The sequence below is a fragment of the Streptomyces sp. NPDC059850 genome (genome assembly GCF_042731515.1).
In the GTDB taxonomy this organism is placed as follows: domain Bacteria; phylum Actinomycetota; class Actinomycetes; order Streptomycetales; family Streptomycetaceae; genus Streptomyces.
In genome coordinates this window covers 136,764-151,176 of record NZ_JBHWJI010000017.1, presented here as the reverse complement: position 1 = coordinate 151,176, position 14,413 = coordinate 136,764, and the positions used below count along the sequence as shown (strand labels likewise).

Genomic DNA, 14,413 nt, shown 5'->3' with positions numbered 1-14,413 from the left:
GATATGGGCTCCCGGGGGTGGTGAGCGCTCAGAGGCGCTCGGGGGTCCGGATGCCCAGCAGGGACATGCCCTGCTTCAGGGTGCGGGCGGTCAGGTCGGACAGGAAGAGCCGGTTCTCGACCTCGGCCGGGCCGCCCTCCGCCTTCAGGACCGGGCACTGGTCGTAGAAGGTCGTGAAGAGCGAGGCCAGCTGGTAGAGGTACGCGGCCAGCTTGTGCGGCTCGTACGAACCGGCGACCTCGGCCAGCGTCTCCGCGAACTGGTCCACATGCAGGCCCAGCGCCCGCTCGGCGGGGGCCAGCGGCAGCTCCGGGTGGGCCAGCGGGCGCTGCGTCTCATCGGCGCGGCGCAGGATCGACTGGATGCGGGCGTACGCGTACTGGAGGTAGACCGAGGTGTCGCCGTTGAGCGAGACCATCTGGTCGAGGTCGAACTTGTAGTCGCGGGAGGCGGAGGTGGACAGGTCGGCGTACTTCACGGCGCCGATGCCGACCTGTGCGCCGCGCTCGGCGATCTCCGCTTCCGTGAGGCCGAGCTTCTCGCTCTTCTCCCGGACCACGGCCGCGGCCCGCTCGCTCGCCTCGTCCAGCAGGTCCTCCAGCCGGACCGTCTCGCCCTCACGGGTCTTGAACGGCTTGCCGTCCTTGCCGAGGACCGTGCCGAAGGCGAGCTGGACGGCGTGCGACTTCTCGTTCAGCCAGCCGATCCGGCGGGCGGTCTCGAAGACCATCTTGAAGTGCAGCGACTGCCGGGCGTCCACCACATACAGCAGGGTGTCGGCCTGGAGGTTCCCCACCCGGTCGCGGATCGCGGACAGGTCGGTGGCCGCGTATCCGAAGCCGCCGTCGGACTTCTGGACGATCAGCGGCACCGGGTTGCCGTCCGGGCCCTTGACGTCGTCGAAGAAGACGCAGAGGGCGCCCTCGGAGCGGACGGCGACGCCGGACTCCTCCAGCAGGCGGCAGGTCTCGGCCAGCATGTCGTTGTAGCCGGACTCGCCGACCACATCGGGGTCATGGACCTCGATGTCGAGCTTGTCGAAGACCGAGTAGAAGTAGATCTTCGACTCGTCGACGAACTTCCGCCACAGGGCGATCGTCTCCTCGTCCCCGGCCTGCAGGTCCACCACCCGCCGCCGGGACCGCTCCTTGAACTCCGGGTCGGCGTCGAAGAGCGCGCGCGCCGCCTTGTAGAGCCGGTTCAGATTGGACATCGCCTCTTCGCCGGAGGCGGCGTCCTTGTGGTCCAGCTCGTGGGGGTGCTCGATCAGGTACTGGATGAGCATGCCGAACTGGGTGCCCCAGTCGCCGATGTGGTGGCGGCGGACCACCTTCTCGCCGCTGAACTCCAGGATCCTGACCACCGCGTCGCCGATCACGGCCGAGCGCAGATGGCCGACGTGCATCTCCTTCGCCACGTTCGGCTGGGCGTAGTCGATCACGGTCGTGCCCGCGTCCGCCGCGAACGGGATGCCGAGCCGGTCGTCGGCGGCGCGCGCGGCGAGGGTCGCGGTGATGGCGGAGTCCGCGACGGTGATGTTGAGGAAGCCGGGTCCTGAGACCTCGATGTCGGCGATCACCGAGTCGGGGTCGGCGGAGGTCGGGGCGACCGGAAGGCGCTCCACGACCTGCGCCGCCAGCTCGCGTGGATTGCCCTTGAGCTGCTTCGCGAGCGCCAGCATCCCGTTGGCCTGGAAGTCGGCCCGGTCGCTTCGTCGCAGCAGCGGGTCCGCGGAACCGGCCTCCGGCAGGGCAGCCATGAGGGCGTCCGCGACGCGCTGGTGGACCGAAGCGGCAAGGGAGGGGACCGAGGCCATGGGTGAGGTGCCGTTCCTATAGAGGGCTGGGTTACCAATCTGGCCACACCAGTATTTCACGGCCCGTCCAACCCTTTCGGCGGGCTGTGGACAGCTGTGGATAACTCTCGACATACCCTCGGCGTGCCCGCGCTGTGGATAACGCCGACAACCTGTGGGCAACCCCGAAGGCTCCCTCTCCGTCTGGGACAATGGTCGGTGCCATGACCGCAAGGAAGGAAGTGCCGACCGTGGCTCAGAGCACCGAGACCGACTGGGTCTCCCGTTTCGCGGACGAGGTCATTGCCGAGGCGGAGCGACGCGCGCCCGGCAAACCCATCGTCTGCGCCTCGGGACTCAGCCCGTCCGGCCCGATCCACCTCGGCAATCTGCGCGAGGTCATGACGCCGCACCTGGTGGCCGACGAGATCCGGCGCCGCGGGTACGACTGCGTCCACATCGTGTCCTGGGACGACTACGACCGGTACCGGAAGGTTCCGGCCGGGATCGACCCGTCCTGGTCCGAGCACATCGGCAAGCCGCTGACCTCGGTCCCGGCCCCGCCCGGCTCCTCGTACCCGAACTGGGCCGAGCACTTCAAGGCGCCGATGATCGAGGCGCTGGGTGCGATGGGCATCGAGTTCCACGGCATCAGCCAGACCGAGAAGTACACCTCGGGTGCCTACCGCGAGCAGATCCTGCACGCGATGCGCCACCGCGGGCAGATCGACGCCGTGCTCGACCGGTACCGCACGAAGGACAAGGACAAGGACAAGGACAAGCAGGCGGCGAAGAAGCCGCAGCAGAAGCAGCAGAAGCCGGTCGACGAGGCCGAGCTGGAGGCCGCCGAGGGCTCCGGTGCGGCCGCCGAGGACGACGGCAGCGCGGGCGGCGCCGGGTACTACCCGTACAAGCCGTACTGCTCGGTCTGCGAGCGCGATCTGACGACCGTGACCTCGTACGACGACGAGACCACGGAGCTGGCGTACACCTGCGCCTGCGGCCACGGCGAGACCGTGCTGCTCAGCGAGCACGACCGGGGCAAGCTGGTCTGGAAGGTCGACTGGCCCATGCGCTGGGCGTACGAGGGCGTCGTCTTCGAGCCGTCCGGCGTCGACCACTCCTCGCCCGGCTCCTCGTACGTGGTCGGCGGGCAGATCGTCCGCGAGGTCTTCGGCGGCGACCAGCCGATCGGCCCGATGTACGCGTTCGTCGGCATCAGCGGCATGGCCAAGATGTCCTCCTCCAAGGGCGGCGTGCCGACCCCGGCCGACGCGCTGGAGATCATGGAGGCGCCGTTGCTGCGCTGGCTGTACGCGCGCCGCCGGCCGAACCAGTCCTTCAAGATCGCCTTCGATCAGGAGATCCAGCGCACCTACGACGAGTGGGACGCCCTGGAGCGCAAGATCGGCGACGGTTCGGCGCAGCCCGCGGACGCCGCCGCGCACAGCCGGGCGATCCGCACCGCCACCGGTGAGCTGCCCCGCACCCCGCGCCCGCTGCCGTACCGGATGCTCGCCTCCGTGGTGGACATCACCACCGGGCACGACGAGCAGACGCTGCGCATTCTCGGCGAGCTGGACCCGGCGAACCCGGTGAAGTCCCTGGACGAGACGCGGCCGCGGCTCGACCGGGCCGAGCGCTGGATCACCACCCAGGTCCCGGCCGAGCAGCGCACCCGGGTCCGGGACGAGCCGGACACCGAGCTGCTGGCCTCGCTCGGCGAGACCGAGCGCGCGTCGCTGCGGCTGCTGCTCGACGGGCTCGACGAGCACTGGTCGCTCGACGGGCTGACGACGCTGGTCTACGGCGTCCCGAAGCTCCAGGCCGGGCTGTCGGCGGACGCCAAGCCGACGCCGGAGCTGAAGGTCGCGCAGCGGGCGTTCTTCGCGCTGCTCTACCAGCTGCTGGTCGGGCGGGACACCGGTCCGAGGCTGCCCACGCTGCTGCTCGCGGTGGGGGCGGACCGGGTGCGCAAGCTGCTCGCGGCCTGAGCCGGTAGGCCTCTGAGCCGGGCGGGCGCCGGGGTCCGCCCGGCGCCCGCGGAAAAGGCGGAGCCTGACGGTTACGGGATGTGCTCCGCCTGCATCTCCGTGCGGTAGCGGTCCTTGTAGTCGTTCACATAGCCGGTCAGCTCGTCGTTGCTGAGGTCGGCGACGCCGTACGCCTCCCGCAGCCGCTGTCCGAACTGGTACGCCGAGGGGAAGCGCCCGTTGTCGGCGAGGTACTGCCGGTAGGTCGCGTAGAACACCTCGTCGCGCGGGACGTCGTCCGGCATGGTCGCCGTGGCGACGGGCGCCCCCGGCTGCTCGTACTCGGCGTACGCCTGCTCCTGGCCGCGCTGCTCCGGGACGTACGCGCCCTGGGCGTTGCCCGGGCCCTGGCCGCCGAGCTGGCGGACCCGGTTCGGTCCTACGGGCACGGTGACCTGCGGCTGACCGGGCTGCTGCGGCACGCCCGGCTGCATCTGCTGCGCCTGCTGCATCTGCTGGGCCTGCTGCTCGGGCTGCACCGGGTGCTCGGCCTGCGCCGGATGGGCGGCGGCCGGGTCGAACGGGACGGCGCCCCGGCCGTCGTGGTCCGCTCCCGGCTGCTGCTGGTACACCGGCAGCGGCAGCGAGAGGGGCAGCTCCTGCGGCTGCTGGGGCTGCGGCGGCTGCTGCTGTCCGGGACCGGCGGCGAAGCCGGTGCCGCCTGCCGGACCGTAGACGCCCTGCCGCATCCCCGGGTACGCCGCGCCCGGCGTCTGCCAGGCCCCGCCCCCCGCGGCGCCCGGCGTGCCCGTACCCGAGGCGCCCGTACCCGATGTGCCCGAGGGCAGCGCGGACGGGGAGAAGGCGCCCGGTTCCAGCCCGGCCGCCTCCAGGCCCGCCGGGGCGGTGTCGGACAGCGGCACCCCGTAGCGTGCCAGCCGCAGCGGCATCAGCGCCTCCACCGGGGCCTTACGGCGCCAGTTCCGGCCGTAGCGGGCCTGCAGCCGGGTCTGGTAGACCAGCCGGTCCTGTTCCAGCTGGATGACCTCGTCGTAGCTGCGCAGTTCCCATAGCTTCATCCGGCGCCACAGCCGGAAGGTCGGGATCGGCGCCAGCAGCCAGCGGACGATGCGGACCGACTCCATGTGCCGGTCGGCGGTGATGTCGGCGATGCGGCCGATCGCGTGCCGGGCGGCCTCCACGGAGACCACGAAGAGCACCGGGATGACGCCGTGCATGCCGACGCCGATGGGATCCGGCCAGGCGGCGGCGCCGTTGAAGGCGATGGTGGCCGCGGTCAGCATCCACGCGGTCTGGCGCAGCAGCGGGAAGGGGATACGGATCCAGGTCAGCAGCAGATCCAGCGCCAGCAGCACGCAGATCCCGGCGTCGATCCCGATGGGGAAGACGTTGGCGAAGGCGCCGAAGCCCTTCTTCTCGGCGAGGTCGCGGACCGCGGAGTAGGACCCCGCGAAGCCGATCGCGGCGATCACCACCGCCCCAGCGACGACCACGCCGATCAGTATTCGATGCGTTCTTGTCAGTTGCATCGCGGCCACCCGCGATCCCTCCCCGTCCTTGGCGATAAGCCTTGGCATGCAGCGCGCCAAGGGTCGCATACACGTCAATCGCCACGGACGGGAAGGGGGTGGCGGAGGCGGCTAGGCGCCGCTCTTGGAGTCCTTCGAACCCTCCGAGGCCTTGGGCTTCTCGGGGGACTCGGAACCGCCGGAACCGGATGCGTCCTTGCCGCCGCCGGTGCCCTTCGCGACGGATTCGACGACCTCCTTGGCGGCGGACTTGGCGTCCTCCATCAGCTTGGCGGCGTCCGGCGTCTTCTCGGTCTCGTAGCCCGCGCCGTCGTACTCGATGGTCACCACGACGTTCGCGGTCCGGGCGACGACCGTCTGGTTCCGGAAGTCGTCGCCGTCGCGCTTCTCCTCGGTACGGACGGTGGTCGCCGCGTCACCGATGGCCGTCTGCTCGGTCTTGGGGTTCTTCAGCCCCTCCCCGGAGGAGGCCTTCCCGGCCTGCTGGGTGGCGTACTCCTGGGCGCGCTTGTCGCCGGTGCCGAGCCCCGCGTCGGACTTGAAGAGCTTCAGCGAGAGGGACAGCGAGCGGTACTTGAAGCCGTCGAGGCCGTTCCACAGGCAGGTGGCGGAGGTGTTGGTGTCACCCGAGGGAAGGGCCTTGCCCTTCTTGGTCTTCGCCTTGGGGACCAGCTTGTCGACGGTGTCGCCCGACAGGGACGTACACACATCGGGAAGCTTGCTGAACTTTGCCGCCGCGACGGACGGCGAGGCACTGGGTGAGGAGGGTCTCGACGAGCCCTCCGCGTCTTTTTTGTCATCGGAGCCGGAGGAGCAGCCGGCGACGAGCATGACCGGGACGGTCGCGCAGGCGAGTATTCGGGCGAGTCGCGGGGCTGAACGGTGCATGGTTCCTTCGCTCAATCTCTGTCGATGGGCGGTGGTACCGCCCGCGTCATTACCGGCACGGTACGCGGCCGATCGCGGGCGGCCCAATCCCCGAGGTCTTCCGCCCGGGGGCGGCCCGGCTCGCTATTCGGTGAGACGCCCGGTCAGCTCCTGGGCCAAGTCTTCGGCGTTCCCCTGGAGTTCTTCGCTTTCGGGAATGTCCTTTTTGTTGGTCGACCACTCGTCGTACTCAATGGTGGCGATCACATTCGAGGACCGGAAGACGACCGTGATGTCGCGGTGGATCCCGGAGTCCTTGGTGATCAGCTGGTCATCGAGGAACGCGTCGTCGGCGAGGTCGTCGAGGCGGCGCGGGGCGGTGGCGTCCGGGTTCTCCGGGGTGCTCCCGTCGCTTGCGGTGCCCTCATCGTCGCCCGCGCTCGGACTGCCCGTGCCGCTCTTCTCGCCGCTGTTGCCCTTCTCACTCCCGGCGGAGCTGCCGTTCTCGCCCGTCCCGCCCTCGTCGCCGGACCCGCTGGAGGCGCTCGATCCGCTGGACGCGCTCGCCTCCGAGCCGGGCGACGAGGAGGCGGACGTGTCGCCGCCCGGCTGGTCCGCGTCCTCGTTCTCGTCGCTCTCGTCCTCGTCCGAGGCGCCGGTGGAAGGCGAGGTCGGGGTCGGGGTGTCCGGGATGTCGGCCGCGGTCGCCTTCTTCTCGTACAGCTCCAGCGCCCGGTCGTCATCGCTCACGGACGGGTCGTACGAGACGACGCGCTCGAAGTCCAGCGTCAGATAGCGGGTGCCGCTCGGCGTCGAGACCTTCCAGCGGCAGCCGTCGCGCCGGTCTATGTCGTACGTCACGGCCGCCTGGCCGTCGTACGACTTGTCGGCCTCGGTGCCGCCGGGCAGCAGCCGGTGCAGCGTCTTGGCGCTCACGGCGCCGCACGCCTCGGGGAGGGTGTCGTAGCGGCCCGGCTCGGCCGAGACTCCCGTACCGGAGTCGTCGGAGGCGCTGTCGTCCGCTCCAGGCTTGGAGTCGGAGCCGGTGCATCCGCTGAGTCCCGCGGTGGCGAGCACGGCGATGAGCAGGGCGGCGGCCGGGGCGGCGCGCCGTCCACGAGCCGTTCGCTGCGCTGGCTGCACTATCCGTGTCCCTTCGAGCGAAAACTGCTTGCCGCCCGTAGGCGATGGCTGCAGACAATGTGTACCGCACGGGCCGCCGCGTCTGCCGGTCGGCTGTCGCGAATGGGCCTTGGGCCCGGCTTTTGCGTTTTCCGGCTTTCACGGGGGAATGAGTAAAACATGTCGTATGTCGAGGTGCCCGGGGCGAACGTCCCGATCCGTATGTGGGCGGACCCCGCGACGGTCGAGGGCGTGGCCATGCAGCAGCTGCGGAACGTGGCCACCCTGCCGTGGATCAAGGGCCTGGCCGTGATGCCGGACGTGCACTACGGAAAGGGCGCCACCGTCGGTTCGGTGATCGCGATGCACGGGGCCGTGTGTCCGGCGGCGGTCGGCGTGGACATCGGCTGCGGGATGTCGGCGGTCAAGTCGTCGCTCACCGCGGACGACCTGCCGGGCGATCTGTCGCGGCTGCGGTCCAAGATCGAGCAGGCGATCCCGGTGGGCCGGGGGATGCACGACGACCCGGTCGACCCGGGGCGGCTGCACGGGTTCGGGACCGCCGGATGGGACGACTTCTGGAGCCGGTTCGGGGGAGTGGCCGAGGCGGTCAAGTTCCGCCAGGAGCGGGCCGCGAAGCAGATGGGGTCGCTCGGATCGGGCAATCACTTCATCGAATTCTGTCTCGATGACGAGGGATCGGTGTGGCTGATGCTGCACTCCGGCTCCCGGAACATCGGCAAGGAGCTGGCCGAGTACCACATCGGCCAGGCCCGCGGGCTGCCGCACAACCAGGGTCTGATCGACCGCGACTTGGCCGTCTTCATCGCGGACACCCCGCAGATGGCCGCCTACCGGCACGATCTGTTCTGGGCGCAGGAGTACGCCAAGTACAACCGCGCGATCATGATGTCGCTCTTCCAGGACGTCGTGCGCAAGGAGTTCGCGAAGGCCCGGCCGGTCTTCGAGCCGGTCATCTCGTGCCACCACAACTACGTGGCCGAGGAGCGGTACGAGGACATGGACCTGCTGGTGACCCGTAAGGGCGCCATCCGCGCGGGCCGTGGGGACTACGGGATCATCCCCGGTTCGATGGGCACCGGTTCGTACATCGTCCGGGGCCTGGGGAACGAGTCGTCCTTCAACTCGGCCTCGCACGGCGCCGGGCGGAAGATGAGCCGGAACCAGGCGAAGAAGCGTTTCTCGACGCAGGACCTGGAGGCGCAGACGCGGGGTGTGGAGTGCCGTAAGGACTCCGGCGTCGTGGACGAGATCCCGGGTGCGTACAAGCCGATCGAGAAGGTCATCGAGCAGCAGCGGGACCTCGTCGAGGTGGTGGCCCGGCTCAAGCAGGTCGTGTGTGTGAAGGGGTGAACGCGCGGGGCCGTCGGTGAGCGGCGGTCCTGTTCGGCGTACCGCCTCCGCGGCCTCAGCGCTCCCGGTGGACCTTGTGCTGGGCGGCCTGGGCGCGGGGGCGGATCACCATCAGGTCGACGTTGACGTGGGAGGGCCGGGTGACCGTCCAGGCGACGGTGTCGGCGACGTCGTCGGCGGTCAGCGGCTCGGCGACACCGTCGTAGACGGCGGCGGCCTTGCCCTCGTCCCCGCGGAACCGGTTCACCGCGAACTCGTCCGTCATGACCATGCCCGGCGCGATCTCGATCACCCGCACCGGCTCGCCGCACAGCTCCAGCCGCAGCGTGCCCGCGATCGCGTGCGCGCCGTGCTTGGCGGCCACGTAGCCACCGCCGCCCTCGTACTGGATGTGGCCCGCCGTGGAGGACAGCACCACGATCGTGCCGTCGCCGGAGGCGGTGAGGGCGGGCAGCAGGGCCTGCGTCACATGGAGCACGCCCATGACGTTGACCTCGTACATCGCCCGCCAGTCGGCCGGGTCGGAGGCCGCGACGGTCTCGGCGCCGATGGCCCCGCCCGCGTTGTTGACCAGTACGTCACAGCGGTCGATCTGTTCGGCGAAGGCGGTGACGGCGTCCCGGTCGGTGACGTCCAGGACGTACGGCAGGGCCTCGTGCCCCGCCTCCGTCAGCTCCGCGGCCAGCGCCTCGATCCGCTCCTTGCGGCGGGCGGCGAGGACGACGCGGAATCCGGCGGCGGCGAGCCTGCGAGCGGTCGCCGCCCCGATCCCACTGCTGGCACCGGTGATGACTGCGGTACGGGTGGTCATCGGCCCTCCTGTGGCGACGTGGCATGCGCGTGATCCGGTACGGAAAGCGCACCGTGATCCATACGCAGGATATGACCTTCTGATCTGCGGCCGATCGGGGGACTGAAGATCGGAAACCGCTATCCGCTCATGGCCCCGGGGAAGGGTGCACTGCGTCCGGCGCGCCGCCGGTCTCGGACGTCCCACGCCCAAGGAGTGAATTCAGGTCATGACCCATCAGAACAGAACGCTGCACCGGTCCCGTCGGTCCTTCCGCCGTTGGGGGGTCGCCTCCGCGGGCGCCCTCGCGGCGGCGGCGCTGGTGGCGGGCGCTCCGTCGGTCGCGTGGGCTGCGGGCAGCGCGGTGGGCTCCCACCCGTCGTCGGCCTCCGCATGCCCCCAGGACCAGGAGCGGCACGGGGACCGCAGCCATGGGGATGGCCATCAGCACGCCGACAACAACCACAAGCAGCACGAGAACGGGCACCACGCCAACGGCAAGCGCGAGAACGGCCACGAGGAGAACGGTCGTCACGAGGACGGCCGTCACGAGGACGGTCGCCACGGGAACGGCCACGAGGAGAACGGCCACCACGACAACGGTCGTCACGAGGACGGTCGTCACGAGGACGGTCGTCACGAGGACGGTCGTCACGACAACGGTCGTCACGAGAACGGTCACCACGCCAACGAGCAGTCCGCCAACGGCCAGTCCTCCAACGGTTGGCACGGCAACGGCCACCACGCCAACGGGGCCGCGAACGAGCAGTCCGCCAACGGCCAGGCCGCCAACGGCCAGGCGGCGAACGGTCAGTCCGGCAACGGCTGGCACGGGAACGGTCAGGCCGCCAACGGCCAAGCGGCCGCCAATGGCCAGGCCACCGCCGAGCGCCAGAACAGCCGTCCGCAGCGCCCGGAGCGTCCGCAGCGCCCGCACCGCGAGAACCACGCCCCGCAGGGGCACGGCTACCAGCAGCGCGGCATGGCCCAGTACGGCGAGTCGGCCCAGGCCCAGCCCGAGGCGGCTCCGCAGCCGCAGGCCGCCCCGCAGCCCCAAGCGGCTCCGCAGCCCCAAGCGGCTCCGCAGCCGCAGGCCGCTCCGCAGCCGCAGGCCGCTCCGCAGCCGCAGGCCGCCCCGCAGCCCCAAGCGGCTCCGCAGCCGCAGGCCGCCCCGCAGCCCCAGGCGGCTCCGCAGGTCGCCGACGCCATGCCGCAGCCGCAGGACCGTTACGGCGCCCCGGCCGCCCACGGCGACCACAAGGACGCCCGCAAGGACGACCACAAGGACGACCACGTCCGCAAGGACGACCACGCGGCCCAGGACCCCCACGCCCACCAGAAGCACGAGGCTCCGGTCGCCGACGCGCAGAGCGCTGAGGGACCGGTGACGCTCCAGCGGGCCGTGGAGATCGCCGAGTGCGAGGTCGGCGGCAAGGCCGTCAGCGCCGAGCTGGTGGATGACTGCCCCGAGGACGACCCGCGGCACAAGAACCACCACAAGGGCGACCCGCGCAAGGCCGACCCCCGCAAGGCCGACCCCCGCAAGGACGGCCACCGCAAGGACCAGCACCGGGACCCGCACCACAACGACAAGCAGCGTGCCGAGAAGCCGCACCACGCGGACAAGCAGGACAAGCACCGCGGCGACCACAAGCAGCAGGACCCGCACCACAAGCAGAAGGACCCGGAGCACAAGAACGGCGAAGCACACCAGGTGTGGGCCGTGGACGTCGAGTGCGACCACTCCATCACCCGGGTGCTGATCGACCCGGAGACCGGCTGCGTCCTCGACTCAACCAAGAAGCAGGACAACGGCGACCACGCTCACCACGGCCGCCCGCTCACCTTCTAGGCACGTACATGATCACGACGACACCGGCCAGGCAGATCAGCGCACCGATCACATCGAAACGGTCGGGCCGGTAGCCGTCCGCGACCATGCCCCAGGCGAGTGAACCGGCGACGAAGACGCCGCCGTACGCCGCGAGGATGCGGCCGAAGTTCGCGTCCGGCTGGAGCGTGGCCACGAAACCGTAGGCGCCGAGAGCCACGATCCCGGCGCCGATCCAGGCCCATCCCCTGTGCTCGCGCACACCCTGCCAGACCAGCCAGGCGCCTCCGATTTCCAGGAGGGCGGCCAGGACGAACAGGATGACGGAGCGTGCGATGAGCATGGGGGAAGGCCAGGATTCTGAAGGGCTAGGGCCAGACCAGGCAGTACGGCTGATGGCCCGCCTCGTGCAGCCGGTGGCTGAAGTCCTGCCACTCGTGCAGCAGTTGGTAGACCAGGAAGGCGTCGCGCGGGCCGCCGCGGTCCGGGACCGTCGACCAGATGAACGCGGCCGCGCCCACCGCCTCTTCGCCGACGCCGCGCAGCGGGTCGACGGCGGTCATCGGCAGCTTGACGACGGCGTAGTCCGGGTGCAGGACGACGAGTTCGAGCGGGGGCACCTTGTGCAGGGGGACGCCCTCGATGCCGGTGAGGACCATCGCGGCCACCGTCTCCGGCTTGATCTTGGTGAACATGCCGTGGCCCAGCTCGTCACCGCCCAGCTCCTCGGGGCGCATGGAGATGGGGACCCGGGCAGCGGTGGCCCCGTCGGGCGCGCCGAAGTACTTGTAGGTCACCCCCATGCGGCCCCCGCTCCTGCTTGCCCTGCCCGCGTCTTCTCGCCGATGGCGTCCGGGGCGGGGACGCTCGGGGCCTCGATCGTCAGTCCCCTCACCCAGTTCGCCACTGCGATGCATATCTCCACCCGACCACTCGCGGCCGCCGCCGCGCAACCCGATCATTGCGACTGATCAAACTGATCAATATGACTGAGACCTCCCCCGAGTCGGCGTTATGAAACTCCCGACGGCAGGACTCCGTCACCCTCTGACAACATGGCTTGCGTGAGCTATCCGTACGCAGCCCCAGTTTCGCAGACGCTTTTCGATCGCGCGGCCGTCGTGACGCCCGGCGGCGTGAACTCTCCGGTCCGGGCTTTCCGCGCCGTCGGAGGTACGCCCCGCTTTATGGTGTCCGGTGACGGTCCGTACCTCACCGACGCCGATGGTCGCGAGTACGTCGACCTCGTGTGTTCGTGGGGACCGATGATCCTCGGCCATTCGCACCCCGAGGTCATCTCGGCCGTGCAGGCCGCCGTCGCACGTGGTACGTCGTTCGGCACGCCGGGCGAGGGCGAGGTCGAACTCGCCGAGGAGATCGTGGCCCGGATCGGCCCCGTCGAGCAGGTGCGCCTGGTGTCGTCCGGCACCGAGGCGACGATGTCGGCGATCCGGCTGGCCCGTGGCTTCACCGGCCGCCCCAAGGTGATCAAGTTCGCGGGCTGTTACCACGGCCATGTGGACGCCCTGCTGGCCGCGGCCGGGTCCGGGGTGGCGACCTTCGGGCTGCCGGACACCCCCGGGGTGACGGGCGCGCAGGCGGGGGAGACCGTCGTGCTCCCGTACAACGACCTGGACGCGGTGCGGGCGGCGTTCGCCGCGCACCCGGGCGAGATCGCCTGCGTGATCACCGAGGCGTCGCCCGGCAACATGGGCGTGGTGCCGCCGCTGCCGGGATTCAACGCGGGCCTGAAGGAGCTGTGCGCCGACAACGGCGCGCTCTACATCTCCGACGAGGTCATGACCGGCTTCCGGGTCTCCAAGGCGGGCTGGTTCGGGCTCGACGGAGTCGTACCCGATCTGATGACCTTCGGAAAGGTCATGGGCGGCGGCTTCCCGGCCGCGGCCTTCGGCGGCCGCGCCGACGTCATGGCGCAGCTCGCCCCGGCCGGGCCGGTCTACCAGGCGGGCACGCTCTCCGGGAACCCGATCGCGACGGCCGCCGGTGTGGCCCAGCTGCGGCTGCTGGACGACGCGGCGTACGAAAAGGTCGACGCGGCCTCCGCGCGGCTGCGGGCGCTGGTGACCGAGGCGCTGGACAAGGCGGGCGTGGCCCACCGGCTGCAGACCGCGGGCAACATGTTCTCCGTCTTCTTCACCGACGAGGACGTCACGGACTACGCCAAGGCGAAGGCGCAGCAGGCGTTCCGCTTCACCCCCTTCTTCCACTCGATGCTGTCCCAGGGCGTCTATCTGCCGCCGTCCGCCTTCGAGTCGTGGTTCGTCTCGACGACCCATGACGAGCGGGCGCTGGAGCGGGTGGCCGAGGCTCTGCCGGGGGCGGCGCGGGCCGCCGCCGAGGCCACTGAATGATGGGTGACATGACAACGAGCGAGAACGACATCACCGTCGTCCACGTGATGCGCCACGGCGAGGTGGAGAACCCGGAGGGCGTGCTGTACGGGCGCCTGCCCGGGTACCACCTCTCCGAGCTGGGCCGCCGCATGGCCGACCGGGTCGCCGAGCACCTCGCTGAGCGCGACATCACCCATGTGGTCGCCTCCCCGCTGGAGCGGGCCCAGGAGACGGCCGCGCCGATCGGTAAGGCGCACGGTCTGGACGTGGCCGTGGACGAGCGGCTGATCGAGGCGGCGAACGCCTTCCAGGGGAAGACCTTCGGGGTGGGCGACGGCGCGCTGCGCAGGCCGGCCAACTGGCGTCATCTCACCAACCCCTTCCGTCCCTCCTGGGGCGAGCCGTACATCGACCAGGTGGTGCGGATGATGGGGGCGCTGGGTGCGGCGCGCGACGCGGCCCGCGGGCATGAGGCGGTCTGCGTCAGCCATCAGCTGCCGATCTGGATCGTGCGCAGCTTCGCGGAGCGGCGGCGGCTGTGGCACGACCCGCGCAAGCGGCAGTGCACCCTGGCCAGCCTCACCTCCTTCACCTACCGCGGCGACAAGATCGTGTCGATCGGCTACAGCGAACCGGCCCGTGATCTCGTCCCCGCCCATCTCCTCGCGGGCGCCAAGAAGGTGAAGGGGGCCTCCAAGGGGGTCGGCGCGTAATCAGCGCGCTGTAGGCGGCTCATCGCATGGGGTAATCGTTCCCG

The 14,413-nt window shown here is 70.5% G+C and carries 12 protein-coding genes; 5 read left to right on the top strand and 7 right to left on the bottom strand.

Annotated features, from left to right (window positions below; translation table 11 throughout):
- Nucleotides 1–28: 28 nt before the first annotated feature.
- Nucleotides 29–1,816: an arginine--tRNA ligase gene (argS, locus tag ACFV9T_RS16870; RefSeq protein WP_385440812.1), complete on the bottom strand. Its 1,788-nt coding sequence runs from the start codon at nucleotides 1,814–1,816 to the stop codon at nucleotides 29–31.
- Nucleotides 1,817–2,019: 203 nt separating this feature from the next.
- Between argS and lysS the strand changes: the two genes are divergently transcribed.
- Nucleotides 2,020–3,789 (top strand): lysine--tRNA ligase, encoded by a 1,770-nt coding sequence (gene lysS, locus ACFV9T_RS16865; RefSeq protein WP_385440810.1) that lies wholly within the window; start codon nucleotides 2,020–2,022, stop codon nucleotides 3,787–3,789.
- Nucleotides 3,790–3,860: 71 nt separating this feature from the next.
- Here the strand turns inward: lysS and ACFV9T_RS16860 are convergent, their stop codons facing one another.
- From ACFV9T_RS16860 to ACFV9T_RS16850, 3 genes are all read right to left on the bottom strand, one after another.
- Nucleotides 3,861–5,327 carry a DUF2637 domain-containing protein gene (locus ACFV9T_RS16860; RefSeq protein ID WP_385440807.1) on the bottom strand — a complete coding sequence of 489 codons (1,467 nt, stop codon included), beginning with the start codon at nucleotides 5,325–5,327 and terminating at the stop codon, nucleotides 3,861–3,863.
- Nucleotides 5,328–5,429: 102 nt separating this feature from the next.
- Complete coding sequence (locus ACFV9T_RS16855; protein WP_385440805.1) at nucleotides 5,430–6,206, bottom strand: hypothetical protein; 777 nt, start codon at nucleotides 6,204–6,206, stop codon at nucleotides 5,430–5,432.
- A 123-nt stretch (nucleotides 6,207–6,329) separates the two neighbouring features.
- Nucleotides 6,330–7,328 carry a DUF3558 domain-containing protein gene (locus ACFV9T_RS16850; RefSeq protein ID WP_385440802.1) on the bottom strand — a complete coding sequence of 333 codons (999 nt, stop codon included), beginning with the start codon at nucleotides 7,326–7,328 and terminating at the stop codon, nucleotides 6,330–6,332.
- A gap of 159 nt (nucleotides 7,329–7,487) precedes the next feature.
- On the opposite strand from ACFV9T_RS16850, the gene ACFV9T_RS16845 reads away from it, so the two are divergent.
- Nucleotides 7,488–8,681: an RtcB family protein gene (locus ACFV9T_RS16845; RefSeq protein WP_385440800.1), complete on the top strand. Its 1,194-nt coding sequence runs from the start codon at nucleotides 7,488–7,490 to the stop codon at nucleotides 8,679–8,681.
- 55 nt (nucleotides 8,682–8,736) lie between these two features.
- On the opposite strand, the gene ACFV9T_RS16840 is transcribed toward ACFV9T_RS16845, so the two are convergent.
- On the bottom strand, nucleotides 8,737–9,492 hold the full coding sequence (locus ACFV9T_RS16840) for an SDR family oxidoreductase (RefSeq protein WP_385440797.1): 756 nt from the start codon (nucleotides 9,490–9,492) through the stop codon (nucleotides 8,737–8,739).
- 208 nt (nucleotides 9,493–9,700) lie between these two features.
- Between ACFV9T_RS16840 and ACFV9T_RS16835 the strand changes: the two genes are divergently transcribed.
- Complete coding sequence (locus tag ACFV9T_RS16835) at nucleotides 9,701–11,323, top strand: hypothetical protein (protein ID WP_385440795.1); 1,623 nt, start codon at nucleotides 9,701–9,703, stop codon at nucleotides 11,321–11,323.
- Here ACFV9T_RS16835 and ACFV9T_RS16830 read toward each other — a convergent pair.
- The gene (locus ACFV9T_RS16830; protein ID WP_385440793.1) at nucleotides 11,313–11,645 is read right to left on the bottom strand and encodes a YnfA family protein; all 333 of its coding nucleotides are present in this window, start codon (nucleotides 11,643–11,645) and stop codon (nucleotides 11,313–11,315) included. The two genes, ACFV9T_RS16835 and ACFV9T_RS16830, sit on opposite strands and share 11 nt — an antisense overlap.
- Before the next feature lie 25 nt (nucleotides 11,646–11,670).
- On the bottom strand, nucleotides 11,671–12,219 hold the full coding sequence (locus ACFV9T_RS16825; RefSeq protein ID WP_358628016.1) for a hypothetical protein: 549 nt from the start codon (nucleotides 12,217–12,219) through the stop codon (nucleotides 11,671–11,673).
- Between the two features lie 138 nt (nucleotides 12,220–12,357).
- On the opposite strand from ACFV9T_RS16825, the gene hemL reads away from it, so the two are divergent.
- Both hemL and ACFV9T_RS16815 read left to right on the top strand, forming a co-directional pair.
- Nucleotides 12,358–13,674 (top strand): glutamate-1-semialdehyde 2,1-aminomutase, encoded by a 1,317-nt coding sequence (hemL, locus tag ACFV9T_RS16820; RefSeq protein ID WP_385440791.1) that lies wholly within the window; start codon nucleotides 12,358–12,360, stop codon nucleotides 13,672–13,674.
- 8 nt (nucleotides 13,675–13,682) lie between these two features.
- Nucleotides 13,683–14,369: a histidine phosphatase family protein gene (locus ACFV9T_RS16815; RefSeq protein WP_385440788.1), complete on the top strand. Its 687-nt coding sequence runs from the start codon at nucleotides 13,683–13,685 to the stop codon at nucleotides 14,367–14,369.
- The last annotated feature ends 44 nt before the right edge of the window (nucleotides 14,370–14,413 follow it).

What these genes read in the sequence shown, in the direction of transcription:
- argS (WP_385440812.1), bottom strand. Translation starts at nt 1,816, where the DNA reads ATGGCCTCGGTCCCCTCCCTTGCCGCTTCGGTCCACCAGCGCGTCGCG.
- lysS (WP_385440810.1), top strand. Translation starts at nt 2,020, where the DNA reads ATGACCGCAAGGAAGGAAGTGCCGACCGTGGCTCAGAGCACCGAGACC.
- ACFV9T_RS16855 (WP_385440805.1), bottom strand. Translation starts at nt 6,206, where the DNA reads ATGCACCGTTCAGCCCCGCGACTCGCCCGAATACTCGCCTGCGCGACC.
- ACFV9T_RS16845 (WP_385440800.1), top strand. Translation starts at nt 7,488, where the DNA reads ATGTCGTATGTCGAGGTGCCCGGGGCGAACGTCCCGATCCGTATGTGG.
- ACFV9T_RS16840 (WP_385440797.1), bottom strand. Translation starts at nt 9,492, where the DNA reads ATGACCACCCGTACCGCAGTCATCACCGGTGCCAGCAGTGGGATCGGG.
- ACFV9T_RS16835 (WP_385440795.1), top strand. Translation starts at nt 9,701, where the DNA reads ATGACCCATCAGAACAGAACGCTGCACCGGTCCCGTCGGTCCTTCCGC.
- ACFV9T_RS16830 (WP_385440793.1), bottom strand. Translation starts at nt 11,645, where the DNA reads ATGCTCATCGCACGCTCCGTCATCCTGTTCGTCCTGGCCGCCCTCCTG.
- ACFV9T_RS16825 (WP_358628016.1), bottom strand. Translation starts at nt 12,219, where the DNA reads ATGCATCGCAGTGGCGAACTGGGTGAGGGGACTGACGATCGAGGCCCC.
- hemL (WP_385440791.1), top strand. Translation starts at nt 12,358, where the DNA reads ATGGCTTGCGTGAGCTATCCGTACGCAGCCCCAGTTTCGCAGACGCTT.
- ACFV9T_RS16815 (WP_385440788.1), top strand. Translation starts at nt 13,683, where the DNA reads ATGACAACGAGCGAGAACGACATCACCGTCGTCCACGTGATGCGCCAC.